The sequence below is a fragment of the Microbulbifer regidiadema (SeqCode) genome (assembly GCF_052466995.1).
In genome coordinates this window covers 2,296,872-2,321,404 of the sequence record NZ_CP174297.1, presented here as the reverse complement: position 1 = coordinate 2,321,404, position 24,533 = coordinate 2,296,872, and the positions used below count along the sequence as shown (strand labels likewise).

Genomic DNA, 24,533 nt, shown 5'->3' with positions numbered 1-24,533 from the left:
TTGGCTAACCCGGGTAGTTTTATCCTGGATTAGCCGATTATAGAGTTGCCTGAGGATAAATCCCGCTGGAGACAGCGGGATTTTCACATATCCCACAGTGAATTGGTGGCCATTGATAAGGTAATGCGCTCCTTGTCCTGTATTTGCTTTAAGTCCTCGAAAACTTCCTTCACCTCCATAGACTCGATGGCACCATATACCGCCTGATAGAGCTCTGAGAAATAGCGGTCGACTTCCCGGCCCATATTATTGATCTCGCGGATTGTGGGGGGATCGCTCAATTTGAGGCGCCGAACAAAGTCATTGGCGCTTTCTTCATGGGTGTATTGCAACCATGTCTTCATAACTTTATTTTGAGCGACATCGCTGTAGTTTTGCAGGTTTTTTGCCATTCTCTGCTCATGCTCAAGCATATGCTTTAGGAGTAACTGGGTTCGGTAGTCCTCTGATTTTTCTAATAAGGTCTCGTAGGCAGTTGCCATTTCCAGATGGAATCTCTCAGCATCCTGAATGACTTCAAATGCTTGTTTAAAAGTCTTCATATACATACCCTCTGATGGCCAGGTTATCTCCTGGGCCTTAAAATAATTTTTACATCAGCGTTCAGTCTTTACTTTATAGAGCATTTATCCAGTTAATAAGAATTTGTGGGAAAATTCCGAACAAAACCAGTGCAACGGAAAGGCTTGCGATTAAAACTTGTCCCGAAGTCGTAATTTGTAAGGTTTCAGTGTGGTTGTTGACGTCAGCGGCATCTCTTTGCACCATCGTAAGGAGCAGGCGGAGGTAGTAGAAAAGCCCCAAAGCACTGCCAATAACAACACCGGCTAGCAGGGGCCACATTTTGCCCTCAACGCCGGCGCTAAATACATAGAACTTTCCAATAAACCCAATGGTTAGCGGAATGCCGGCGAGGGATAAAAGCATCAGGGCGAAACAGCTAGCCAACCAGGGGCTGCGCCAGAGTAGACCTCGATAAAAATCCCGGTGGTAAGTCTCATCGGCGTTACGGGTTTTACCATTGCCCAATTGAGCGGCCTCGGCAGAGTCGGCAATCAGGCCAATAATGGCAAAAGCGCCAAGTGTGGTAATAACGTAGGCGACCATATAATAAATTACCGCCTCAGTGCCAAATGAGCTGTTGCCAATAATAAATGCCACTATGAGGTAGCCGATATGGCCGATTGATGAGTAGGCCAGCAGCCGTTTGACGTCGCTTTGCATTAACGCCAATAAATTCCCGATCAGCATACTGGCGATAGCCGCGATTGATAGTAAGTCAATCAGGATAGGGCTTTGATAGAGGTTTAAGACATTAAAGAATCGCAATAAAAAGGCAATGACTGCTGTTTTTCCCACGGTGGCGATCAATGCGGTTACTGGGGTAGGCGCGCCCTGGAAGACATCGGGTGTCCAGATATGGAATGGAACCAGTGATAGTTTAAAAGCGACAGAAATGACCAGCAGAGTCGTGCCGGTGGCAAAAAGCGCAGACGTTTGGGAAAGATCCTGCATGCGTGTCGCGATGCTGCCAAAATCCACTGCCCCAGATGCGGCGTAAATGAGTGCGATACCAAATAAGCCGAGAGCTGTGGATAGCGCCGATAAAATTAAGTATTTAAAGGCAGATTCCAGGGAATTTAGCTGGTCTTTCTTTGAGGATAGGTTGCCATTCACTATAAAACCCAGTAAGGGATACAGTGCAAGACTGACTAACTCGATACTGAGAAAAAAACTGGCAAAGTGGTTGGAAAATACCAGAGTGGTTGCCCCTAAAATGGACAACAACAGCAGAATGTAAAACTCTTCGGGATAACTATCCGGATTGCGATTGAGGTCGCAGCGAAGTTTTAAGTAGTTGTAGCCCAAAATACTGACCGCGATTGCTGTAACCAGTATCAATAGACAAAAGAAAAGTGCATTGTAGTCGATAGATAAAAGAGCGGTGACCTGAATGGAACCATTATTGGCCGGCAGGCTAGCGCCAACCCAGAAACAGGAAATAATAGTTGCCGTCAAAGTGATGAGGGTTGTGATTAATGCACCTGTGTGATGCCTCCAGAAAGATACTTGGAGGAGTAAAAATACGATGCCGGCACTAATTAGCAACAGCGGCAGTATAGAAAATAGTTCTTGGGCACTCATAGAGATGTACCTGTAGTTGCACCTTTCACCGCAGGAGAGGGTTGCTTGGCTGAAGCCTCCGGGTTTGCTTTCTGAACCACGCTGTTTTCTTGCTTGGAGACCTGGAGTCTTTGTATGGATTGGGCAATAGCGGGCTCGGCGATATCAAAAATGGGCTGGGGCCTAAGCCCAAAGATAACGAGTAATACCGCCAGGGAAAGCAGCGCAGAAACCTCCCTGAGACTCAAATCACTGACAGTTTTCCCCTCAGTAACAGGCTTTAATTTCTCATTGATGCCACCAAAGAAGACACGCTGCATCATCAGGAGCGCATAGAGTGCGGCGCCTATAAGCCCGATGGCTGCGATCACCGTTATCCAGTGATTGGCTTTGAAGCTGCCAACGAGTACCAGGAACTCGGCAATAAAGTTACCCAGCCCAGGCAGCCCCAAAGAGGCGACGGCAAAGAAGAGCGCAATAGCGGATAGTTTTGGTAGTAGAGGCCAGATGCCACCGAGCTGGCTCATATCCCGGGTATGCAGCCGGTGCTGCAATGCCCCTACCAGAGCAAAAAGTGCGGCAGTACTCAGGCCGTGGGCAATCATTTGCATCACAGCACCCTGTAGGGCGATGCTATTTAGTGCGTAGAGCCCCAGAAGAACAAAGCCCATATGGCTCACACTGGAGTAGGCGACCAGCCGCTTCATATCCTTTTGTGCGAAGGCCAGCGATGCACCGTAGACCACACTGATGGCCCCGAGGGTCATTGCCACTGGTGCAAACGCTTGCGAACTCTCCGGGAACAGGGGCAGAGTAAATCGCAGCAAACCATAGGCGCCGGTTTTTAGCAGAATAGCTGCCAGTAGAATACTGCCGGCGGTAGGTGCCTGGGTATGGGCATCGGGCAGCCAGGTGTGGAAGGGCAGTGCTGGTAGTTTGACGATAAAGGCAATAAAAAACCCGAGCATCAACCAGTAAGCTGCGCTCGCAGACAATTGCGCGCCGAGCAACTCAGTGTAGTTGAAGGTCAATTGTCCGCTATTACGGTAGTGAATAAAGGCCAGGGCAACGATAGCAATCAGCATTAACAAGCTGCTTGCCTGAGTAAAAATAAAGAACTTGATCGCGGCGTAGATTCTTCCCTCATAACCCCAAACTGCGATCAGCAGCAGCATGGGAATCAGCATCACCTCCCAGAAGAAAAAGAACAAAAAGAGGTCGATCGCGGTAAAGACACCGACAATACCGGCCAGGGTCCACAGGTAGTTGAAATAAAAAAATCCCCGCCGGAAATTGATATCATTCCAGGTCATTATTAACCCGAAGATACCCATTCCCATAGTCAGTAACAGCATCAAAAAGCTGAGCCCATCAATGGCTAGGTGAAAGCTGATACCGAAGCGGGGTATCCAGGCTAGCATAAGGCTATCCCACCACAGGTTGTCCGCCGCAACAGTGCTGCTGTCTACCTGGGGGAAGTAGCGGACTAACAAGAGGGATGCAATAATCAGGGAAATCAGGCTGATCCAGCGCCCGCCCTCATAGAGATATCTCTCCGCCAGCCAAGCTAATATTCCCCCTGCAAATAGAATAATAATTATTGCCAGTAATGTCATAGAGCCACCAGAAGGGCTAGGAATAAAATTGATCCGGCTACAAAGGTGGCTAAATACCAGCGTATCTGCCCGTTCTGTGATGAACTGAGCGCATTATTTAATTGTGCGCTCAATGAGGCCGTCCCTTTGTAGATACTATCGATAATGTCTTTGCGGTTGAGGGCGGTGATGACCTTGAAGGGTTTTACCAAAACGCGATCGTAGAGCGCATCAAAATGCCATCCACTCAACCAAAATTTCATTATCGGAGAGTGTTGTTCCCCCATTTTTTTCTCGTACAGGAACATTCTCCAGGCGATAAATAGGCCTATTAGTGGCATGGCTATCGCAATAGCCTCAATAAACCAGGAGTGAGGTTTATCGCCCGCAGCGCCAAAGACTCCCTGTAGGGGGGGATATAGCATTCCGCCGAAGAGTGCGAGTACAGCGAGTATCCCCAAGGGGAGAGTCATCGCGGTGTTGTTGGCGTCCTTACAGTGAGAGGAGGCGCTGCCCTCACTGCCGAAGAAGGTGAGAAATAAGACCCGAAAGCTATAAATCCCAGTGACCAGTGCCCCCAGTAGGCCGGCAAGCCAGAGCAGGTTCCCCCCTTGGTGGTACTCATAGGCACTGAGCAAAATAGAGTCTTTGCTGTAGAAACCGGAGGTAAAGGGCAGTGCTGCCAGACAGGCGCAACCGATGGCAAAGCAAATAAAAGTAAAGGGAATTTTGCGGTAGAGCCCTCCCATGGCAAAGATATTTTGCTCGTGATGGACGCTCAGGATGACCGACCCGGCAGATAGAAACAGTAAAGCCTTAAAGAACGCATGGGTCATCAGGTGGAAGACGGCCCCGGACCAGGCGCCGACGCCGAGAGCCAGGAACATATAACCGATCTGGCTGATGGTCGAATAGGCCAGGACCCGCTTGATATCGCTTTGGGCAATCGCGCTGAAACCGGATATCAACAGGGTTAGGGCGCCGACAATCGCCACCGCCAGCATAGCGGTTTCTGACAGCTGGTAGAGCGGGTGCATACGGGCGATTAAATAGACTCCGGCCGTTACCATGGTGGCTGCGTGGATAAGGGCGCTGACCGGGGTGGGGCCCGCCATCGCATCGGGCAGCCAGGTCTGGAGTGGAATCTGGGCTGATTTACCCACCGCGCCACCCAGCAGTAGCAGCATCGCGATGGTCACCGTTTGAGTATTAACCCCGGGATTTTCCGTTGCGGCAATCAGTTGTGGAATATTCAGCGTTGAGAATTCAAAGAACAGCAGGAATAGGCCGATTGCCATGGCCGTATCGCCGATGCGAGTAACAATAAATGCTTTCTGTGCTGCGGCACCATTTGCGGCATCCTTATACCAAAATCCGATCAGTAAATAACTACACAGGCCCACGCCTTCCCAACCGAGATAGAGGAGTACCAAATTGTCTGCCATCACCAGAATTAACATGGCGCAGACAAATAAATTCAGGTAGGAAAAGTAGCGGCGGAAATCTGGGTCCTCGCGCATATATCCGGCGGAGTATAAGTGGATCAGGAATCCAACTCCGGTAATGATCATAAGCATTACCAGGGTCAGCCAGTCCACATAAAAAGTGAAGCCGAGCTGAAGCTCAGAGACTCGCACCCACTCCCAGGCGGATAGGGTGAGCACCGTGTTTGGATTTCCCAGAAAGGTGGAAAAAGTGAGGCTAAAAACCAAAACGGCTGAGAGTCCTACACTGCCGACGCCAATCCGGCTGACTAATTTTTGTGACGGCTCCCTCTGTGTCAACAGAGGCAGGCTGGTTAAGATCAGAAAGCCGAGTAGGGGAAGCAGTGGTATCCAGGCTAGAAATCCATTCATATTAACCTCTCAATCCATTGAGTTGGTCAATATCGACCGTATGTTTTCGGTAGTAAAATTGCAATACCAGCGCCAGGGCGATTGCGATTTCCGCAGCGGCCAGGGTGACTACAAAAATAAACATCACTTGTCCATCGGCATTGCCCCAGTGTGACCCCGCAACGACAAATAGCAGTGCTGCGGCATTGGTACAGATTTCTATGCACATCAGCATAAAAATAACATTTCGTCGGATCAGTAATCCGGTTAATCCCAGGCAAAACAGGATGGAGGCCAATAGCACACCCGCTTCCAAACCCGGTGCAGATTCGATAGGCATAGTGTCACTCCGGATGAATGGTTTTTCTGTGCCGGGCCAGATGAAAGGCTCCGACAAGCCCTGCCAGAAGCAGCATTGAGGCGAGTTCGACGGCGAGGACGTAATGGCTAAAAAGAGCAATACCAACCTGTTTGGGGCCGATATAGTGGTAGGTTTGAGCGGAGGAAATTTGCCCGCTGCTAATCAGTAGAAGCAACTGGATAAGCAGTATGGCCGAGAGCAGCGCCGGCCCTATCCAGGTGTGGGGCTGCAACCAAGCTTGTTCCTGTGCAACCGCCGCATCCCCCTGATTGAGCATCATGATGACAAAAATAACCAGTACCATGATCGCGCCGGCATAAATAATAACTTCGAGGGCAGCTGCCAGGGGCGCGCCAAACTGGTAGAAGATAACGGCAACAGATAGAAGCGAGGTGACAAGATAAAGTAGTGCGTGAACGGCGTTTTTGTGAAAGATAACCATGGCTGTGGAGACAATGGCAACCGCAGCAGTCAGATAGAAAGTGTAATGCACCGGGACAGCCTCTTTTTTTAGTGATTAGTCAGCGCCTTGGCTAAAGAGTTATAGATTTAAGCTCTTTACATTAATGGGTTCGGCCTCGTTCTGTGCCTCCCCTTTGTCTTTCCCCGCGATAGCCTTGCCGGCGACCTGGTAAAAGCTGTAGTCGTGATATTTACCGGGACCACTGATCAGGAGATCTTCCTTTTCATACACCATATTCTGCCGATCGTACTCGCACATCTCGAAGTCCGGTGTCAGCTGAATGGCATAGGTTGGACAGGCATCTTCACAGAGACCACACATAATGCAGCGGGAGAAGTTGATACGAAAATATTCGGGGCGCCAGCGCCCGTCGGTATCTTCTGTTTTCTGTAGGGAGATGCAATCTGGGGGGCAGGCTACAGCGCAGAGGTTGCAGGCAACGCAGCGCTCATCCCCATTGGGGTCGCGGGTGAGAACAATCCGGCCGCGATATCTCGGCGCCAGGTAGGGTTTCTCATCGGGATACTGCACGGTGACATTTTTGCGAAACAGGTGTTTAAATACCAACCACATGCTGCGAATTTGGCTTGAAATCATTCCTTTGGCCTCGCACGCTTAGGGTAATTTTCTAGGCTTTCCACAGCAGTACGGCTGCGGTCGCCAAGAGGTTAATCAGGGCTAGGGGCAACATCACCTTCCAGCCGAATTTCATTAACTGGTCATAGCGGGGGCGCGGAATGGCCGCCCTCAGAAGAATAAATAAAGCGACCAAAATAGTGGTTTTCAGGAAGAACCATATAAGCGGAGGGAGTAGGGGACCGTGCCAGCCGCCGAGAAATAGTGTGGTGATCAGGGCGGAAATCAGGATTACCGCCAAGTATTCCCCAACAAAAAACATACCAAACTTCATACCGGAATACTCGGTATGAAATCCGGCGGTCAGCTCATGTTCGGCCTCTGGCAGGTCAAATGGAGTTCTGCGGCTCTCGGCGATACCGGCGATAAAGAAGACAAAAAAGCCGAGGAGCTGTGGGATAATAAACCAGCCATCCGCCTGGGCATTGACTATTTCGCGCAGGTTAAAGCTCCCGGACAGCATCACTACGCCCATCAGACTCAAGCCCATAAAGACTTCGTAAGATACTGTTTGTGCGGCCGCTCGCAGCCCACCGAGCAGGGCATATTTATTATTTGAGGCATAGCCTCCAAGGATGACGCTGTAGACGGCGATAGAACTCATAGCCAGTACAAACAGCAAGCCGATATTGAGATCGGTAACCCCGATACTGGGCGACATGGGGACGACTGCAAAGGCGATCAGCATAGTTGCCATCACCACGGTGGGGGCCAGTATAAAGACCGGGATATCGGCAAATTTGGGAGTGAAGTCCTCTTTAAAAAAGAGTTTGATCATATCTGCAACCACTTGCAGGGAGCCAAACTTGCCCACCCGGTTAGGGCCTGGGCGATCCTGCCAGAATCCCAGTAAGCGCCGTTCACCCCATGTCAAAATTGCCGCGAGCAAGACGGTGACTACCAGTACACCGAATATATTGAGCAGTATGATCCAGACATTCGCATTCATGATTAACCCTCCTGCCTGATACTGGAGCTCTCTACCACCGGCAATAGATTGGCACCGCCGGGCAATATGGGGGTGAGGACCTCAAGTCCGGGCAGGCCTGCGGGCACACCCAAGCTGCCCGCAGGCTGGGTATCAGAAATAACCACCTTGCCACGGAAAACCCCGCTGCTGGTATCCAGTGCCACTGTATCGCCCTGCTTGAGTTTGGCACTTTCGGCATCGTCGCGGTTTAAGGTGAAAAAGGGTTTATCGATAATGGTGGAGATTCCCATGGAGCGATTGCTGAGTTCTTCCGAACCAAACAGGCGGTAGATCGGCACTGTCTTCAGGCTGTGCTTGCCCTGGTCTGAATCGCGCTCCGGCACTGTGGCTGGGGACCACTCCGATAGGGGCCGCGCTGGCCGCTGGATAGAGCGGCCACTGGCGCCTCCGCGACGCTCGCCGCCCACCGCTTGCTGAAACTTGAAGATTGACTGATTGGAATTCCACCCCGGAGACCAGATATTGGCTTGTAGCGGCGAGCGGTTCGGATTGTGAACCCCCTCCATACTAAAGCTCATGGGCGCATCGGGGTCCTGGGGTGGGGGAGTTTCAGAGACATGCTCCTCGGCGTGAATAGCCGTGCGGCCACTGTAGCGGGCGGTCTGTCTGGCGACTTTCAGCCCTTCAATACGATAGTTTTCATCCGGTCCCAGCGCCTTGATCACCCCGAGGGAGGGAATGCTGTCCGCCAGGGATTCGGTGATATCCGGGCAGTGGTTCCAGCTGGCGATAGCGTCAATGTTTTCTGAGTGCTCCGTGCAAAAACCGGCGGCATCAGCCAGCCAGCGCCAACTCTCTTGAATAAACCCCGTGCCCTCATAGACGGCGTAGAAGCGCTGCGCCAGCCCGGTGGTATTGACATAGGTGCCCTGGGATTCTGCCGTGGCCGCTGCCGGAAAGATTAAGTCGGCGTGTTTGGCGGTTTTATTCAGTAGGGTATCGAGTAGAACGATATCCTCGACACTGGCAAAAAGGCTATCTAACTCTCGACTCGCGATTCTCAGAGAGAGATCGTTTTCCAAAATCACCAGGGTTTTATTGATGTGGGTTTTATCTTTTTTGAGTTCATTGAGCAGCTGCTCAAGGGAACCGGTTTCCGGCTCAAATAGTTGGGTTATTCCCAAGCTATTGACCTCTTCGCAGCACAGGTAGAGCGCGCTGGATTTGCCATTCTTTTCGGCCAGGGCTGCAGCGATTTGTGCGGCGCTGTGCAGAAGCTGGCTGTCTTTGCTGCTGGTGCCGGAGATAATCACGGGATTTTTAGCCGCAGTGAGTATTGCCGCAATATCTTCTGAGGCCTTCAGGTGTTCCGCACTCAGAGATATCTCTCTGTTGTTCACAGCGAGAATACACTGGGCCACTGCCCGGCCGATCTGGGCGGTGTTCTCGGGTAGGGTATAGATCGCCCTGTCGGTGATATCTGTGATTTGGCTGAGTTCCGCACCGATAAACATAATCGGGCTGGGTTCACCGCCCAGTTGGCGAACGGAGGCATCTTGCCACAGCGGTATTTTGAGTGACTGGGCTTGTTCTTTTTGGCGGCTTCGCGCCGCTTGGCGAACTGCCAGGGAAACCCTTGGCGCGGTGTTGTAGATATTCTCTCCCAGTATCAGGACTGCGTCGGCACACTCTATCTCTGGGAGGGTTGGGCTGTGAATGTTGCTGTCGCTCTGGATGCGGTTTATCAGCTGTAGCAAGCGCATATCCCGCTGATTGAGCCCAGAGAAGAAATTTTGTCGGCCTACAAATTTTAGTAGGGCAAAGTTGTTTTCCAGCGATGCCCTGGGCGAGCCTATACCGATCAGGCGATGCTCGCCCCGGTGCGCCGCCGCGAGTTTTTCCGAGAGTGTAAAAACCCCTTCCTGAGGGGGAATTTCTTTGTGCAGGCGTTCGTCGGCGTCGGCCGTCGAGCTGATGACGGTATCTTCACGGGCGCTGAGTACCTGGGTAATACGGCTCTTGCTATTGACGTATTCATAGCCAAAGCGTCCCCGGTCACAGAGAAAGTAGCCGTTGATATCGTGGTGGTATAAGTTGACTACGCGGCGGAGCAGCGGGTCGCGGTTGTTGCCGGATTCTCTAGCTCCGGGGGCGGTGTTACAGCCCACGGCGCAGTGCTCACACACCGAGGCCGCCGTTTGTAAGTCCCATTTGCGCACAAAATGTTGGCTGAAGGTTCTATCGGTAAATACACCGGTAGGGCACACCTCCACCAGGTTGCCACTAAACCCATTTTCCAGTTTGCCTTCAGTATTTCTGCCAAAAAAGACCTGATGATTGCGCCCTTGGGCCTGCAAGTCTTCACCGCCGGCATAATCGTGATAGAACCTGACACAGCGGTAACAGGTAATACAGCGATTCATTTCGTGATTGATAAAGGGGCCGAGATATTGGTTTCTGTGGGTGCGCTTGCTACCTTGATAGCGGCGCAGGGTATGAGCGGACATCTCGGTCATGTCCTGCAAGTGGCACTCGCCGCCCTCCTCACACACCGGGCAGTCGTGTGGGTGATTGGTCATAAGGTCTTCTATGACGGCACCGCGAAAATCTTTTGCCGCAGCGGTATTGATACTGTAAATGCCGCCATCCTTAATCGGCGTCATACAGCTCATAATCAAGCGACCCCGTTGATCTTCGCTGTCCCTGTACTCGATGAGCGCACATTGACGACAAGCACCGACTGAGCCCATGGCGGGATGCCAGCAGAAATAGGGCACATTCAAGCCCAGGGACAGGCAGGCAGTGAGCAGGTTTTGCTCTCCATCAACCTGGTATTGGCTACCGTCTATTGTGATGGTTGGCATTTGCAATCCATTTTCTTGTTATAGGGACTGTTAGGATCGGGGCCGCTGTATTAATTTAGGTGTAGGGGCAACAGCCGCCCTCAATATGGTCTATAAAATCTTGTTCAAATAGCGTTAAGGCACTCTGTATCGGTTCGGCGGCACCGGGGGCCAGGGCGCAAAAGGTATTCCCCGGGCCAATGCGCTCACACTGCTCTTTGAGGAGTGCCAGGTCTTCCCGGGTCCCCTGTCCAGATTCGATCTTCTCCAGCAATTTAACCGCCCAGGGCAAGCCATCCCGGCAGGGGGTACACCAGCCACAGGACTCCCGCGCAAAAAATCGGGTTAAGTTCAGTACCAGGCCTACCGGGCAGGTTTTATCGTCGAGTACCGTAATCGTACCGGTGCCCATACGGCTGCCGGCTTTGCCGATAACGTCGTAATCCATGGGGAGGTCTAGGTGGTCGGGGCCGAGGAAATCGGTCGATCCACCCCCGGGCAGAATGCCTTTTAATTGCAGGCCATCTTTCATCCCGCCGGCATGTTGCTCAATAATTTCGCGAATGGGGGTGCCCATGGGCAGTTCCCAGGCACCGGGATTTTTGACCTTGCCGCTAACACCAAAGATTTTGCTACCGGCATCGTCGCCACGGCCAAGATTTTTATACCACTGCGCGCCGTGGCTAATTAAATGGGGGAGGTTGCACAGGGTCTCAACGTTGTTAACGACGGTGGGTTTGCCCCAAAGCCCGCTCACTTGCGGGAAGGGGGGTTTAGCGCGGGGGATCGCTCGCTTGCCTTCGAGGGCATTGAGGAGTGCGGTCTCCTCACCACAGATATAATTGCCGGCACTGCGGTGCAGGCAAATTTCTAAGCTAAAGCCGCTGTCAAAGATATTCTCCCCGAGCATACGCTGCTGTTTGGCCTCGGCGATTGCCTGCTCCAGCCGGCTGGCGGCCAAATGGTATTCCCCGCGAATAAAAATATAGGCGTGAGAGGCACCAATGGCATAGGCGGTTATGGCCATGCCCTCAAGGAGGAGGTGGGGGTCCCGCTCCATCAACAGGCGGTCTTTAAAGGCGCCGGGCTCCATCTCGTCGGCATTGCAAACCACATATTTCTGCTGTGGAGCGTCATCCCCACGGGGCACAAAGCTCCACTTGAGCCCGGTGTTAAAACCGGCGCCACCGCGCCCGCGCAGGCCGGCATCTTTTACTAAATTGATAATATCGTTCGGCGCCATAGCCACGGCTTTGCGCCATCCCTGATAGCCGTCGTTTTCTACATACTGCTCAATACTGGCGGCAATATTTTCACTGGAAATATTTTTAGTCAGTGGATTTGTCAGCATGGTATTTTTTCTTTTTATCGATTAACTCATCAATACTGTTTTCATCCAGGTGCCGATGCATTTCCTCTCCCAGCATAAGGACCGGTGCCTTGTCGCAGTCACCCAGGCAGGGGGTTTCCAACAAAGTGAAAATGCCATCATCACTGGTTTCACCGGGCTGGATATTCAGACGTGCTAATATTCTTTTTTGTAACTGCTCACAGCCCATAATCCAGCAGCTGGAACTCTTACAGAGGTAAATTACCTCCTTGCCCACGGGCTGGCGGAAGATCAGCTGAAAATAGGTGGCAACGCTTTCAAGCTCGGCGGCGGGGATATCCAGGTAGTTGGAAATTGCCAGAAGACTGTTGTCGGACACCCAGCCTCGATGTTTTTGCACAATGCGCAACGCCTCTAGCCCCACCGAAGTTTTCTCGTGGTAGTGGCTGGCTTCCCGATCAATCTCCTGTTTTTCTTGAGTTGTTAAGGTTGCCTGATTGTCTTCTGAGTCCCTATTGCCTTGCGCCATTACTTCAATCAGTTCCGGTTCTAATAAGCTGGACATAGTTGCCCCCGAGGTAGAGCTTGCGGAGGTGCCGGTGAGGCGCTGCCACTACCGGCTAGTGGGGTAGCTGCAACGCCGCATTGGTTTCCGTGCACTTTTTACTCCGCTGTTGTACGGCCCTGTGCGCGCCGCAATATTTTTTTATAACTATCTATCCACATCCGCCATAACAAAGTCGATGCTGGCAATAATGGCGATCAGGTCAGCAATCAACAGGCCGTTCGACATCAACGGAATCATTTGCAGATGGGGAAATGAGGGGGTGCGAATTCTGGTCCTGTATGAAGTGGTCCCCCCGTCGCTGACTATTTGGTAGCTATTGATTCCCTTGGTGGCCTCAATGGGATAACAGACTTCTCCGGCGGGCATAACCGGCCCCCAGCTGTTGTTGACAAAATGCTGTATTAAAGTCTCGATATCCTCCATGGTGCGCCCCTTGCGCGGGGGTGTCGTCAATGGGTGGTCGGACTTGTAGGGCCCCGAGGGCATATTCTCCAAACACTGGCGGATAATTCGCAGGCTCTGCCAGATCTCATCGACCCTAACCCGGCAGCGATCAAAGCAGTCTCCACCATCGTAGCTGGGAATCTCGAACTCGAACTGTTCATAGCCGCTGTAAGGGCGCTTTTTGCGCAAATCCCAGTCCAGGCCGGTGGCGCGAAGTCCGGGCCCCGTGACCCCCCACTCGAAAGCTTCTGCGGTGTTGTACACACCAATGCCCCGGGTGCGGCGCTGTAGCAGTTTGTTCTTGATTACCATCCCGTCGTAGTCGGCTAAGCGTGCGGGCATATAGTCGAGGAACTCCCGCACCATCTTGTCCCACCCCTGGGGCAGATCCTGCGCCACACCGCCGATGCGGAACCATGCCGGGTGCATCCTGCCGCCGGTAATGGCTTCGACAATGCCGAACAGTTTTTCCCGGTCGATAAACATATAGAACACCGGGGACATCTGCCCCACGTCCTGGGCAAAGGTGCCAAAAAATACCAGGTGGCTGGAGATGCGGAAGAGCTCGCACATCATCACTCGTATCATCTGTGCGCGCTCGGGAACTTTAATACCGGCGAGCTGCTCCAGTGCCATCACATAGGGCAGGTTGTTCATAACACCGCCGAGGTAATCGATACGGTCGGTGTAGGGAACATAGGTATGCCACGCCTGGCGCTCAGCCATTTTTTCTGCGCCGCGATGGTGATAGCCGATATCCGGCACTGCATCGATAACCTGCTCACCGTCGAGCTGTAGGGCTACGCGGAAGACCCCGTGCACACTGGGGTGGTTGGGGCCAAGGTTGAGAAACATAAACTCCGAGTTTTCACTGCCCCTTGCCATGCCCCAATCTTCCGGCCGGAACAACAGGGCCTCCTGCTCTTTGCGTTCCTTCTCTTCCGACAAACTAAAGGGATCGACTTCGGTAGCGCGGGCGTGGTGATCTTTGCGCAGCGGGTGTCCCTTCCAGGTCAGGGGCATTATGATTCGCTGTAGATGGGGGTGGCCGGGAAAGTCGATGCCAAATAGATCCCAGACCTCCCGCTCATACCAATTGGCATTCTCCCAAACACCAGTCACCGTCGGCGCACTCAGATCGCTCTCTGCCAGGGCCACCTTAATGCGAATAAACAAATTGCGGGTGAATGACAGTAATTGATACATCAGGGTGAAATCACTGGCGGGCTGCTTTTCTGCCCCCTCGCCCCGGTTGATCCGCAGCCGCTCATCAATAGCGCTCAGGTCATACAGCATTTCAAAGGGTTGGGGAATCTCTTGCTTGAGATAGCGCAGCAGGGGGATTAAGGCATGCTTCTCAATCCACAGGGTGGGGATATCATCACAGTGTGGCTGCCACCAGAAAGTGTGGAGCTTGTAGCCGCTATCGAGATCTCGAATAAATGACTCCGCCGCTTTCCTGTAGGACGTTTCCCCGTGGATAGTTTTTGCGATGACAGCGCTCATTGACCATTCCGTTGTTATTTTTTATTCCGTGAGGCTTAAAGAGCCTAAACGCTATCGGGTGTGCGCAACGTGTTCGCCTTCATCCGCTCCTCCCTGTGGAGATCCCGTTGGCTGGGCTTGGCAACCTTGTGAGCGCCCTGCTCATCCACAACCCAGCTAAAGGCCCGCCGCTCCGCAGCCACAGACTTTTGCAATAGGGTTAATCCCTGCAATAGGGCCTCCGGGCGCGGAGGACAGCCGGGCACATAAACGTCGACGGGAAGAAACTTGTCCACGCCTTGAACCACACTGTAGATATCGTACATACCGCCGGAATTTGCGCAGGAGCCCATAGAGATGACCCAGCGGGGCTCAATCATTTGTTCGTACAGCCGTTGTACCACCGGTGCCATTTTAAGAAATACGGTCCCAGAAATAACAATCAGGTCTGCTTGCCTCGGAGTGGCGCGGATTACTTCGGCGCCAAAGCGGGAGATATCGTGGCGACTGGTAAAGGCGGTGGCCATTTCTACATAGCAACAGGACAGCCCGAAATTAAATGGCCATAGGGAGTTTGATCGGCCCCAGGAAATCAGTTCTTCAAGTTTGGTAAGGAGAATACTTTTTTCTATATCTTCTGTGCTTATTGCTTCCGGGGGATTGCCGCGTTCAGTGGCAATGAGATCTTCGGCTTTGGTCAGCTTCCAGCGCATTATAAATTCTCATTATTGTGATCGGGATTGTTGCCGTTTATCCAAACTTTTTTGCTGTCCGCCCCAGTCAAGTGCCCCCAGGCGCCACAAGTAAATAAGCCCCACCAGCAGTATCAGGATAAATACCGTGGCCTCAATAAATCCGAGCAGGCCGGTTTCATAAAATGCGATGGACCAGCTGAACAGATAAATGGCCTCTAAGTCGAAAACAATGAATAAGATGGCAACCAGATAATAGGCGACAGAGAGGCGCAGACGCGCATTACCTTGCGAGACGATACCGGATTCATAGGGCTCATCCGTGGCCGGGTCTCTGCGTTTTTGGCCGAGAAAATAGGAGAGGCCGAGCATTAAGGTAATTAGAGCAAATACGGCCAAGCAGTAAACTATCAGCGGCCAAATCTGAGGGGTAAACTGATCTGGATAGTTCAACGGTTCTCTCTCCGTTTTCGTACTAGGCCTGGGCCAAGTTAACCACTGATGCCGCGACAAACTCTACAACACCTCAGTCATTTGTGGGGAGTATTTTTATCTGGCGTGGAAAGATACTTCTAGTTAGGCTCCCCAGCCTGTTTGGTGTAAATTTGCGCCCTGCTGGCACAAATTTAATGAGTTTGGCTGATCATCCATTGTTTATAAATCCTTGCGACAGTTAGCGCCAGTGCCTATAAAGAACGTTTATTTATTATAAAGTTTGTTTTTATAGAGGTTTATTCTGTGATTTTTTCTGCCGTGTGTTTTTGTGTGGCGTATTGCTTACATTGTTGGAATGTTTCGATTTTGGCCCGATAGTTAGCTTTATTTTCTTGGTTAGATTTTGATATTTTTTGATTTTTGACTCTGTGTTTTAGGTTTTGTTGTGGGTTTTCAGATTGTTTCAATTGGCTCGTTCTATGGAGGGGGCTGAAGAATCTATATGATCTGTAGGTTTTGAAGGGTAGGGTTCTCTTCAAAATATATCTTAAGTTTTCGTGTTGAGTTCTTAATCCTTACTGCTGGGGGAGGAGGCTGCCCTTTTGGGGGTGTCTGGATAAGTTATTATGCCAATTTTATAGGTGGGAGTGTTCAAGCTGGTTTCTGATAATAGTCAAGTGTAAAACTTGGTGGGTATATTTCGGGCAGGTCCCGAGAGGCGAGATCTGCCCGTGTAAGTCTCTTTTTTAAGTTATGATCTAACTCGGATCGTATAGAATTCAGGATAATAATTCTCACTACATCCGACAGTTCTTACCATTACGTCTTTACCTGTTACAAATGCTTCTCTTAAAACTTCGAAAGCTCTAGTCCCGCCTGGGTTTTCTTCAGTGTAGAGCTGAGGAAATTGGATATATCCAGAGTTACTACAGCCAGTTCCAGCATTTCCTGGATCATTTAGTGTAAATGATGGGGTACTACCTGTACCGGTATAGATCTCAGTAACTTTTGTCCAGTCAGACTCGCCAAGCCCAAATGCCGAGCTTGAAATGGCCAAAGTGGAGCATAACAAAATTGATTTTGTTTTCATTTTTACAGTCCTTGTAATTGATTTTTGCTGAGGTTTAAATATTGCTTATTTATTTGATGGTTTCAAGAATTGTTTGTATGTTAGTGAAATTCTAATATTTACGAAAATGCTTTTTGTTAACGATTTGAGGGTGACTTTGAGCGTGCTAGAAATTTGTGGTGGGTTTTTTGTGTTATGATTTTAGGGGTTATGTAAAGTTGATAGTGGTGTGCTTGTTGCACCTGCTTGACATAAATATTTTTAATCTATAAATTTTAAATCTCAGCCCGCATAATTAAACAGCCGTCCTTATGAGGGATAAGTGGGTGTGGTTCTAATGTGATGCTTTTTACGGCATTAAACCCCTGTTTCTCATAAAAGTTAATGGCCCGGCTATTGTCAGCAAATACGATAAGGCTAAGTTCGCTGTATCCCTCATTACCTGCCTTTTCTTTTATATGGTGTAGTAGGGATTGCCCAATTCCTAATCCTTGATGGGGCTTGTCAACGCAAATAGCATCCAGGAAATAGCTTCCTTCAACTCTGCTGGAATAAAATTCACGGAACCTCTCTAGCCGATCAGCCGGTAAAAAATTTTCAAGCTGATCAGTTATGCAGTGGTAGTGCGCAGGATATGATAGTGCCATTCCGATAATATTTTCATCAAGCTCGGCAACAATAGCACTGCGAAAAGTATGTGGATAAACGTCTTGTTTTAAGCCATTGTAAAGTAGCTGTAAAGCAGAGCAGTCTGGTATTAAATCATGAAAAAGATATTCAACAGCACCCTCGGACGCAATATAGTCGAGCTCAGCAATACGCTGACAGTCTGCTTGAGTTCCTTGTTTATAGTTTACATGCATCTTTCATTCCCTGAAAAATATGATTTAAGTGATCTGGTAGGGCTTTAACTGTATTTTATACAGAAAGTATTATTACCCTGCAAGATAACAATGTATATAGGTTTAGATAAGGGGGTGTTTTTAAGTCTGGATATGCCAGATTTTCTCTGTTTTCAAGGCTCTCAAGATATACTCTCTTGAGAGCCTTAAGTATCTCATTATAAGATATTGATGTTTCAATGATATTTTCTGAACCTCTTAAGATCAACACTTCGGACAGTTTTAGAAAGCTGGCGCTCTTAACTTATGAGGTTACAGCTTACCGAGGCCTACTTTATCAAAGGTCTAAGGTGGCCCAGAGCTGCTGATAACTGACCTGTATGGCTGTAAGCCGCAGGGTTACTGGGCTAAAACTGTCCGAAGTGTTGTTAAGGTATCAGGTTTTAGTAAGGCCTCGAATCTATTGAAACTCTCGTAGATTAATTATATGGAAGCTAAAAGAGTGTTTCTGTCAATGGTGGGTGTGTTGCCCTCTGTTTTTGGTTTTAATAAACAATGGATTTATTCATTTAACTTTTACCCGGAGAATTTAGAGTGGCGAAAAAGTAGTTGAAAGCTGTTCGTTGGTTATACCTAGCGATATACAACATTTTCTAGCTCATCATTTGCGTAAGCATCTGAATTTGTAAGGTGGCCGTCAAATGGCCCAATTTTGTTTACATGCAGTCCTTGCTTAAAAACTATTTGCAGTCCATGCTCACGCTCCCAATCGCAGGAACACTCTAATGAGATATATACCGACTTATCTCCGTGTGGGCGACGTGATACTGTTGCTGTGCTGCCAAATTTAATATGCTTCCAAATTTCATCTGGAGTAGCTATTTCAATATACCAGTCATCACCTGGTATAAGTTGTACAAAGATATCTTTGTAGTATCGGTATATATGATCTTGTGCTTCCTTTAATGTTGAGTCATCAATGGATAAAAAATTTTGTATTGCCTCATGAAATTCTTCTTTTGCTTTATCGTCCTTATACTCATCTAAGATAAACTCGAATTGCTCGCCACCAAGCGCGTTAACTGCAATTGGTTTGCTCATTATCCAATTGTTAAATTGATCTTCTTCAACTTCACCCAAAAATGGGATTTCAATCATCGTTAAATTCCTCAAGGAGTATAACGCTCAGCGCATTAAGGTTAGGCCAGTAGGGCCAAATTCGTTTCTGCTTACTGTGAGGTGCGGCTATTAAACAGCCTCCCCACTGTAATGGAGCTTAACCAGATAGTAACAGAAACTACTGTAAACTGGCCTAGTGAATGGAGGAAGAGTTTTTCCCAAAAATCTATTTCCTCAGTTAGCAATGGGTGCCATACATATATAAGTGTCAAATTTCCAGGGAATAGGAATAGTTTGTATCCGGGCATGCCACCGCCCCAGACATTCCAGTTTAGTGCAAATGCAATCAGCCCTATAGCTAAAGCTAAACTACCACTATAAAGTGCAATAGCAACTGTGTTAATTTTATTCATTGTGCCTCACAATGTCAGCAGGTGAGGGCGCAGAATGCGCCCTGTTGGTAGCCTGGCTAAATGTTGCATTACTTATGGTGAATCTCTAAGGGTAATATTACTCCATCAAGTGCATTGTCTGAAATTAAATACCTTTCGAGCCAAGTCATAAGGCCAGGCTTACCTTGTTGGTTTTTTTGAGGTGAAATTTTTGATTAACTGAGTCCAATCTTTTTCGAGTTCATTGAGTGTTTTCCCTGTAACTTTCTTGGGGTTTTCTCCCGCATAAATTTCTAGGTACTTGTCTAAGCCGTAATTCTCAATTAAGAACTGAGTAAACGCTCCCTCTTGCAGATATGCTAGCCTTCTTCCTAGACCTGTTTTTGCTGAGTGCCTTACGTTTTCTGCTTCTGGTAGTGCGATTAACTCTCCGTATTCCGTCGATTTTTCTGCGACAGCACGATACAAGTCGACACCAAAATCAGGGTATTCTGCTGATTCACCAAATCTATGTTGTAAAAAAACAGCTAGTCCATCATCAAAAAATCGGTCTTCATAGCCATTTTTTTTATTTTTCCGGTAAGCACTTACAGCATAAACGTGTGCAAGTTCATGAATGACGGCTAAGCCGTTATCTTCATTACTTTCTTCCGAGAATTCGGAGAGAACTCTTTTCTCTGGAATATGAATTGTATTCCAGTTTTGATAAGGAGTTCGACGTTGTTTCGAGATGTAGACGGTCAACCTTTCTTTAATCGGTGTCCCTGTATAATTATTCGACTGATTAAGGTAGGCCAATACGACTTTTCTATTGTTAATAACTCTTTCTGCAAGTTGTTCAACTATAGAGGTTGGTACGTTTGGATCGTATTCAATGGTAAAATCCCGGGTCTTGTAGCTTTCTGCGATCGTCGGCGTAGAAAGTATGAGGGTCAGTAGCAAGAGCTTCTTGAGCATAAAATCATCCTTGTAAGAGCTGTACCTTACATTGTGGCATACTTAGTCTTTTCGAGCTATTAGGTGCCACCTTTGTTTCAGACCCAGTGCATAGGTTAGGCCTAGGATTAAACATATACCAGAGCTGATAAGCCAGAAAGTTGGTGAGTTATCTGGAAAAGCGGGCATTATAAAGTAAAACCCCAGTGCGCGGACTAAAAGTAGTGCGGAAATAATTATTAAGCCAAGCCGAATCAAGGGTAGTCTAAGAATTAACCCCGCCCCAGAAAAAGCGTAGGCAGCGCAAAGCAATAAAACGGCAGAAATAATGCTGGTTACAATGGTCGGGTAGGGGTGGCCGCTTTCAGCGAGCTGGGCCATTTGCTCACCAGCACCGAGAAATCGATACCAATCACCGCCAAACACTATACATCCGATATGAACCAAAGAAGCCAAAACTGTAAGCAACCCGGCTACTTGTAAAAAGTTGACTTTCTGATTGTTCATTTTCTCTCCTTGAATAGCCTAATGCCTAAAGCACCGTAGAAAATTTTTCTAAATGGGTGAGACAAATTGTCTCGTATTATTGTGGATCAGAGTGTTTAGTAAAAAGTGAAGTTTGAGGGGGTTAGGAGGCATTTAGCCAGCCTTGTTCAACGGCATGCTCAAGTTTTGTAGTAAACCACTTATATATTTCTGGATTTTCATTTTCAATAAACGCATGCATTTTTAATACTTGATCCTTATGAATGTTGTTGTCCTGCCATGCACGACCTTCGCTAGTAATATTGTGTATAAATGGCAGCAGTCGGTCGATTACTTTTAGTAGTTTTGCCTCTTTACTCTCTCCTAATTCCTGTTCCTCCCAGAGCTCGACAAGACTTCCAATTGGATTGCCGGGATGTGAAGCGATTTTGTTTACACTTTTACGTTCCTCAATGTGGGCCTTGTCTCTATTGCTACTGTAAAGAAAAGTATCTCCTGTACCGATTTCACCAATATCGTGAAGCAGTGCCAGCTTGATAAGCTTTGCTACATCATAATCATCTTGCAATAGCTCTGCGAAAGCCCAGCAGGCCATGGCCAAATGCCAGGAATGCTCTGCTGAGTTTTCAACTCTCTCTCCACCGTTGATGTAGGTTTGTCGGTTCACAGATTTCAAGGCATCTAGCTGAAGCATGAAATCGGATACTGCTGAAATTCTATCGGTCAAGTATTGCCTCCTAACGCTTACGGCGCGGCCGCGAATTCAGGCCCAAAAAGTGTTTAATTGCGATCTTATTTGTTAATGTGACTTGTCCATCATGACATATTTTTATTGATCAGCCAAAAAAGTAGTACTGATAGGAAGAGTAGGGCTGTAAAACTTGCTATGAACCAGGCGCCACCAACAAGTAACCAAGTTTCCCAGTGAATTAAACCTTCACAATGTATTTCACACTGCGGGTTGTGCTTCCATGCAATATACATCGCTAAAATAGCTGGAATAGCACTGATTATTGAGGAATATATTAAAGATATTCTCATGTTTTATTGAAACCCTAATGGCTATATATTGGATTCTGAGAACGCTCACACCATACTTCTGTTAGCTGCATGTGACTTTCAGGTTCTCAGGGGATATTGCCAGGAATTTCCCGTAGAACTTGTTTGAAACCCTGTAGCTTGGCGTGTAGGAAACGATCACCATTGTAGCTGAAGGTCCAAGCAATAAAGCTAACATTAAGGATTACTGTAAGCCAGAATATAGTGCGGAAAGGTTGCTTTGATGTTTTATGCTTGAAAAGCGCCTGAGCAAATATTGCTCCAGGCCAGCCACCGAGTAATGACAATATATGAAGTGTATTTTCACTCACTCGCCACCTACCTTTTAAGGCCGCCGCTTTGTCTCGGCCATAGACGAGTATTGAGATAAAAGATAAAACACCAATCAGGCATATCATTTCAATTGGATATTCATTTTTATATACGGAATAACCGAGGAGGCTCCCAAAGCCAAGCGCTAGCATTGTATTAGATGTGAAAGGTGATCTGCTCTCTTTTTTGTTTGTGAGCTTCACACCTACTGCGCAGGTTCGTTTTTTTGAATCTTTTGAGGTTGTATATTCAACCTCTTCACCCACCAGAGAAGATGAGAGTCTGAATTTACAGTCAGTAGTGTGGACGAAAATATCTTTTCCATTACTACCCTCAATAAATCCAAATCCTTTAGAGCTATTGTATTCTTTTATTTTTCCTTTCATCAAAGATTTACTCATTAGGGATGAACAGATTTACCTTCATATGAGGTAAATGAATTATAGTTTACTGCTTTTTTTAATGTCAGTTTATCTGGTATTAGTAATCCCTGGAAATAGCAAGATATATTTTCATTATAATCTCTGGCCATGTAATACTGTTTTGGCTCTTGTGCTGTAGATGTTAAGTTCTTGAGCTTGCTAAGCATTACTTTTGTGCAAGTCTAGAGTGTCCCCTGAGCAGGATTTAGTGCTAACCCCTCTGATTAACAACCATAGACCAAATGTGATTTCAAAAAAAGCGCCTGGCAGCATGAGGTGTTTCAATATTTGAGGTGGCTCGAGTAGCAAAATATTTGAAAATCCATAAGCCACCATCGACATGTATGTGAAAGCCCCCCAAAGAGTCAGCCATTTCGGTACGTAATTTGAAACATAAAATAAATACATGAAGATAGTCGCGCCTATACCCATTATAATCAAAAGAACGTCCCAGATTGAGCCACTCATATTAACGAAGATACTGGCTAATGCATGCAGTTGGTCCTCTTGAAATACATTTGAGTACTCTTGGGTTCTTAAAATTGCAATAACCGTTAACGTGGTAATTGTTGCAACAAACCCAAGGAGGCCCTCCCCAAATCTGAAAAGTAGTGCTAGAAAAGCAATATTTTTATTTATCGTTTTTGTGACCAGGTACTGTGCCCAGGATGCCCAAATAACAGCGATAAACATAATAATGTCTATGGTCTGAGCAAATCTGAATCTAACCTCTGTCTCATTAAAAGCTCCAAAATCATATATTCCTTTCTTGAAAAGTAGCGAGTTGAGCATTCCTAGAATAATATAAGTTAAGTATGCTGCACCTAAGTGCCTAGCATATAGTCTAAGTGGTGACCCTGTATTATCCATCAGTAATTATCCTTCGATTGTTACGCGCGACTAGAATTCTAACGTATTAATAATCCACAGTTGAAGTGGGGTAGAGCTTGAGTCACTGAATTCCGAAAATAAGCTGTTAATTAATTTTTTGACGCTGGTTGTTAGGTTGGATCATTTGCCTGCTAATCTTGTCATACTGCCTATAACTTCAGTTTTTATTTCGGTGCAATTATCGGAATATTTTCAGTTGTATATAATACTAATTTTAGGTTAAGTTTTGTGCAAATTGGTACCACTCTCCTGCTAAGCGCAGTGTGGGCTGCCTGGTTTTGGATGAATATTTTACTCGCGAAGAAAATTTCAAAAATTTGTTATGAATTTAGTTTCTTCCAAAGCTCTTTTTCTGTTGGTGCCATATTTTTATGCTTGAGTTTAACGCCGCCACCACTTGTAACTGCCTTGGCCCATTTGACAACGTTTTTGATGGTTTTATCCTGCCAATTATTGCTCTTTAGTAAATCCTCTAATGATGCAATGTCAATGGATACTTTATTCTTATGAAGGGTTCTTAATGTAACCTTGATTCTATCTTCATCATTAGGGTGCAATGATGAAGTGTTGCATGTGATAGTTAGATATTCAAATGCTTTGTCAATTAATTGATTCAAGATTCACTTCCTTTTGATGTATAGCGTATAACCTGTATTTTATACACACCTTTTAGCCTTATTCAAAGCTTTATATGGAGAAATAGTCCAGTTCCTCCCGTTAAGCTGTACACAATTTATCCAGTGGTGTTATTTAAAAACCTTAAGCCTCTTGAGCTTTGCGATAAACTTAAAATTTCTTAGAAGTACAAGACTCACTGATTAGATAGCCGCCAGCCCGCCAGACAAGTCTCCAAGAAAATTACCCTCTTCAAGTGCTTTACCTAAAAATTTAATGTAACACTAAATTCAATCTGTGGCGGGTTGGCTTATTCGGTCTCAGCTGGTTTATATGCTGCTTCAATGAGTCTATAGCTCGCTAGGCCAACAGAGAATAGCATTACTCAGGTCGATTCTGGGAGGGCAGGCCTTATTAGCTAAAAAGTATGGGCAATACTGTATGACCTATGTGGATCTTAATTTCATTCGTATCAGGCTCAGAAGGTCCAACTATATCTCGATTCAGCAATGTATTCGTGTAGTGGCCTCCGCACAGTAGCCACAAGCTCCGTTGCCCTTTGCCGGTCCCGAGATAAAATGTCAAAGGGGCTTCCATTCCAACTAAATCATTAGCTGGAGCTGGTTGACTGGGGCGGAATGTATAGGA

At 47.7% G+C, this 24,533-nt stretch carries 25 protein-coding genes; all 25 read right to left on the bottom strand.

Features of this window, described 5'->3' with window-relative positions:
- Positions 1-83: 83 nt before the first annotated feature.
- Positions 84-542 carry a hypothetical protein gene (locus ACJJIK_RS10055; RefSeq protein ID WP_444932091.1) on the bottom strand — a complete coding sequence of 153 codons (459 nt, stop codon included), beginning with the start codon at positions 540-542 and terminating at the stop codon, positions 84-86.
- A 73-nt stretch (positions 543-615) separates the two neighbouring features.
- Complete coding sequence (locus tag ACJJIK_RS10050; RefSeq protein WP_444944951.1) at positions 616-2,145, bottom strand: NADH-quinone oxidoreductase subunit N; 1,530 nt, start codon at positions 2,143-2,145, stop codon at positions 616-618.
- Positions 2,142-3,740, bottom strand: a complete 1,599-nt coding sequence (nuoM, locus tag ACJJIK_RS10045; RefSeq protein WP_444932089.1) for an NADH-quinone oxidoreductase subunit M — start codon at positions 3,738-3,740, stop codon at positions 2,142-2,144. The genes ACJJIK_RS10050 and nuoM overlap by 4 nt, the downstream gene beginning before the upstream one ends.
- A complete protein-coding gene (nuoL, locus tag ACJJIK_RS10040) occupies positions 3,737-5,575 on the bottom strand; it encodes an NADH-quinone oxidoreductase subunit L (protein ID WP_444944950.1) in 1,839 nt (612 codons plus the stop codon). Before nuoL ends, nuoM begins: the two co-directional genes overlap by 4 nt.
- A gap of 1 nt (position 5,576) precedes the next feature.
- Positions 5,577-5,894: an NADH-quinone oxidoreductase subunit NuoK gene (nuoK, locus tag ACJJIK_RS10035; RefSeq protein ID WP_444932087.1), complete on the bottom strand. Its 318-nt coding sequence runs from the start codon at positions 5,892-5,894 to the stop codon at positions 5,577-5,579.
- Positions 5,895-5,898: 4 nt separating this feature from the next.
- The gene (gene nuoJ, locus ACJJIK_RS10030; RefSeq protein WP_444932086.1) at positions 5,899-6,408 is read right to left on the bottom strand and encodes an NADH-quinone oxidoreductase subunit J; all 510 of its coding nucleotides are present in this window, start codon (positions 6,406-6,408) and stop codon (positions 5,899-5,901) included.
- Between the two features lie 48 nt (positions 6,409-6,456).
- Positions 6,457-6,975, bottom strand: coding sequence for an NADH-quinone oxidoreductase subunit NuoI (gene nuoI, locus ACJJIK_RS10025; protein ID WP_444932085.1), 519 nt, complete (start codon positions 6,973-6,975; stop codon positions 6,457-6,459).
- A gap of 31 nt (positions 6,976-7,006) precedes the next feature.
- Entirely contained in the window at positions 7,007-7,963 is a 957-nt protein-coding gene (gene nuoH, locus ACJJIK_RS10020) for an NADH-quinone oxidoreductase subunit NuoH (protein ID WP_444944949.1), read from the bottom strand.
- A 2-nt stretch (positions 7,964-7,965) separates the two neighbouring features.
- The gene (nuoG, locus tag ACJJIK_RS10015; RefSeq protein WP_444944948.1) at positions 7,966-10,809 is read right to left on the bottom strand and encodes an NADH-quinone oxidoreductase subunit NuoG; all 2,844 of its coding nucleotides are present in this window, start codon (positions 10,807-10,809) and stop codon (positions 7,966-7,968) included.
- Between the two features lie 55 nt (positions 10,810-10,864).
- A complete protein-coding gene (nuoF, locus tag ACJJIK_RS10010) occupies positions 10,865-12,139 on the bottom strand; it encodes an NADH-quinone oxidoreductase subunit NuoF (RefSeq protein WP_444944947.1) in 1,275 nt (424 codons plus the stop codon).
- Entirely contained in the window at positions 12,117-12,683 is a 567-nt protein-coding gene (nuoE, locus tag ACJJIK_RS10005) for an NADH-quinone oxidoreductase subunit NuoE (protein WP_444944946.1), read from the bottom strand. Before nuoE ends, nuoF begins: the two co-directional genes overlap by 23 nt.
- A 147-nt stretch (positions 12,684-12,830) precedes the next feature.
- Entirely contained in the window at positions 12,831-14,636 is a 1,806-nt protein-coding gene (nuoC, locus tag ACJJIK_RS10000) for an NADH-quinone oxidoreductase subunit C/D (RefSeq protein ID WP_444944945.1), read from the bottom strand.
- A gap of 44 nt (positions 14,637-14,680) precedes the next feature.
- Positions 14,681-15,328 (bottom strand): NADH-quinone oxidoreductase subunit B, encoded by a 648-nt coding sequence (locus ACJJIK_RS09995; RefSeq protein ID WP_444932079.1) that lies wholly within the window; start codon positions 15,326-15,328, stop codon positions 14,681-14,683.
- 12 nt (positions 15,329-15,340) lie between these two features.
- Complete coding sequence (gene ndhC, locus ACJJIK_RS09990; RefSeq protein ID WP_444932078.1) at positions 15,341-15,760, bottom strand: NADH-quinone oxidoreductase subunit A; 420 nt, start codon at positions 15,758-15,760, stop codon at positions 15,341-15,343.
- Positions 15,761-16,038: 278 nt separating this feature from the next.
- Positions 16,039-16,209 (bottom strand): hypothetical protein, encoded by a 171-nt coding sequence (locus ACJJIK_RS09985; protein WP_444944944.1) that lies wholly within the window; start codon positions 16,207-16,209, stop codon positions 16,039-16,041.
- A gap of 284 nt (positions 16,210-16,493) precedes the next feature.
- A complete protein-coding gene (locus tag ACJJIK_RS09980) occupies positions 16,494-16,832 on the bottom strand; it encodes a hypothetical protein (protein WP_444944943.1) in 339 nt (112 codons plus the stop codon).
- A gap of 254 nt (positions 16,833-17,086) precedes the next feature.
- Complete coding sequence (locus ACJJIK_RS09975) at positions 17,087-17,674, bottom strand: GNAT family N-acetyltransferase (RefSeq protein WP_444944942.1); 588 nt, start codon at positions 17,672-17,674, stop codon at positions 17,087-17,089.
- Between the two features lie 612 nt (positions 17,675-18,286).
- Complete coding sequence (locus tag ACJJIK_RS09970; protein ID WP_444944941.1) at positions 18,287-18,811, bottom strand: DUF6985 domain-containing protein; 525 nt, start codon at positions 18,809-18,811, stop codon at positions 18,287-18,289.
- 71 nt (positions 18,812-18,882) lie between these two features.
- Positions 18,883-19,185 (bottom strand): hypothetical protein, encoded by a 303-nt coding sequence (locus tag ACJJIK_RS09965; RefSeq protein WP_444944940.1) that lies wholly within the window; start codon positions 19,183-19,185, stop codon positions 18,883-18,885.
- A 159-nt stretch (positions 19,186-19,344) separates the two neighbouring features.
- Positions 19,345-20,121 carry a hypothetical protein gene (locus tag ACJJIK_RS09960; RefSeq protein ID WP_444944939.1) on the bottom strand — a complete coding sequence of 259 codons (777 nt, stop codon included), beginning with the start codon at positions 20,119-20,121 and terminating at the stop codon, positions 19,345-19,347.
- Between the two features lie 42 nt (positions 20,122-20,163).
- Positions 20,164-20,607 (bottom strand): hypothetical protein, encoded by a 444-nt coding sequence (locus tag ACJJIK_RS09955; protein ID WP_444944938.1) that lies wholly within the window; start codon positions 20,605-20,607, stop codon positions 20,164-20,166.
- Between the two features lie 121 nt (positions 20,608-20,728).
- A complete protein-coding gene (locus ACJJIK_RS09950) occupies positions 20,729-21,313 on the bottom strand; it encodes an HD domain-containing protein (protein WP_444944937.1) in 585 nt (194 codons plus the stop codon).
- A 400-nt stretch (positions 21,314-21,713) separates the two neighbouring features.
- Complete coding sequence (locus tag ACJJIK_RS09945; protein WP_444944936.1) at positions 21,714-22,343, bottom strand: DUF1294 domain-containing protein; 630 nt, start codon at positions 22,341-22,343, stop codon at positions 21,714-21,716.
- A 195-nt stretch (positions 22,344-22,538) separates the two neighbouring features.
- A complete protein-coding gene (locus ACJJIK_RS09940) occupies positions 22,539-23,249 on the bottom strand; it encodes a DUF4386 domain-containing protein (RefSeq protein WP_444944935.1) in 711 nt (236 codons plus the stop codon).
- Between the two features lie 341 nt (positions 23,250-23,590).
- Positions 23,591-23,887 (bottom strand): DUF1889 family protein, encoded by a 297-nt coding sequence (locus ACJJIK_RS09935; RefSeq protein WP_444932067.1) that lies wholly within the window; start codon positions 23,885-23,887, stop codon positions 23,591-23,593.
- Positions 23,888-24,533: the final 646 nt, after the last annotated feature.

Bases quoted from the DNA above. Each gene is read 5' to 3' on its own strand.
- ACJJIK_RS10055 (WP_444932091.1), bottom strand. From the start codon at position 542: ATGAAGACTTTTAAACAAGCATTTGAAGTCATTCAGGATGCTGAGAGA.
- ACJJIK_RS10050 (WP_444944951.1), bottom strand. From the start codon at position 2,145: ATGAGTGCCCAAGAACTATTTTCTATACTGCCGCTGTTGCTAATTAGT.
- nuoM (WP_444932089.1), bottom strand. From the start codon at position 3,740: ATGACATTACTGGCAATAATTATTATTCTATTTGCAGGGGGAATATTA.
- nuoL (WP_444944950.1), bottom strand. From the start codon at position 5,575: ATGAATGGATTTCTAGCCTGGATACCACTGCTTCCCCTACTCGGCTTT.
- nuoK (WP_444932087.1), bottom strand. From the start codon at position 5,894: ATGCCTATCGAATCTGCACCGGGTTTGGAAGCGGGTGTGCTATTGGCC.
- nuoI (WP_444932085.1), bottom strand. From the start codon at position 6,975: ATGATTTCAAGCCAAATTCGCAGCATGTGGTTGGTATTTAAACACCTG.
- nuoH (WP_444944949.1), bottom strand. From the start codon at position 7,963: ATGAATGCGAATGTCTGGATCATACTGCTCAATATATTCGGTGTACTG.
- nuoG (WP_444944948.1), bottom strand. From the start codon at position 10,809: ATGCCAACCATCACAATAGACGGTAGCCAATACCAGGTTGATGGAGAG.
- nuoF (WP_444944947.1), bottom strand. From the start codon at position 12,139: ATGCTGACAAATCCACTGACTAAAAATATTTCCAGTGAAAATATTGCC.
- nuoE (WP_444944946.1), bottom strand. From the start codon at position 12,683: ATGTCCAGCTTATTAGAACCGGAACTGATTGAAGTAATGGCGCAAGGC.
- nuoC (WP_444944945.1), bottom strand. From the start codon at position 14,636: ATGAGCGCTGTCATCGCAAAAACTATCCACGGGGAAACGTCCTACAGG.
- ACJJIK_RS09995 (WP_444932079.1), bottom strand. From the start codon at position 15,328: ATGCGCTGGAAGCTGACCAAAGCCGAAGATCTCATTGCCACTGAACGC.
- ACJJIK_RS09980 (WP_444944943.1), bottom strand. From the start codon at position 16,832: ATGAAAACAAAATCAATTTTGTTATGCTCCACTTTGGCCATTTCAAGC.
- ACJJIK_RS09975 (WP_444944942.1), bottom strand. From the start codon at position 17,674: ATGCATGTAAACTATAAACAAGGAACTCAAGCAGACTGTCAGCGTATT.
- ACJJIK_RS09970 (WP_444944941.1), bottom strand. From the start codon at position 18,811: ATGATTGAAATCCCATTTTTGGGTGAAGTTGAAGAAGATCAATTTAAC.
- ACJJIK_RS09965 (WP_444944940.1), bottom strand. From the start codon at position 19,185: ATGAATAAAATTAACACAGTTGCTATTGCACTTTATAGTGGTAGTTTA.
- ACJJIK_RS09960 (WP_444944939.1), bottom strand. From the start codon at position 20,121: ATGCTCAAGAAGCTCTTGCTACTGACCCTCATACTTTCTACGCCGACG.
- ACJJIK_RS09955 (WP_444944938.1), bottom strand. From the start codon at position 20,607: ATGAACAATCAGAAAGTCAACTTTTTACAAGTAGCCGGGTTGCTTACA.
- ACJJIK_RS09945 (WP_444944936.1), bottom strand. From the start codon at position 22,343: ATGAAAGGAAAAATAAAAGAATACAATAGCTCTAAAGGATTTGGATTT.
- ACJJIK_RS09940 (WP_444944935.1), bottom strand. From the start codon at position 23,249: ATGGATAATACAGGGTCACCACTTAGACTATATGCTAGGCACTTAGGT.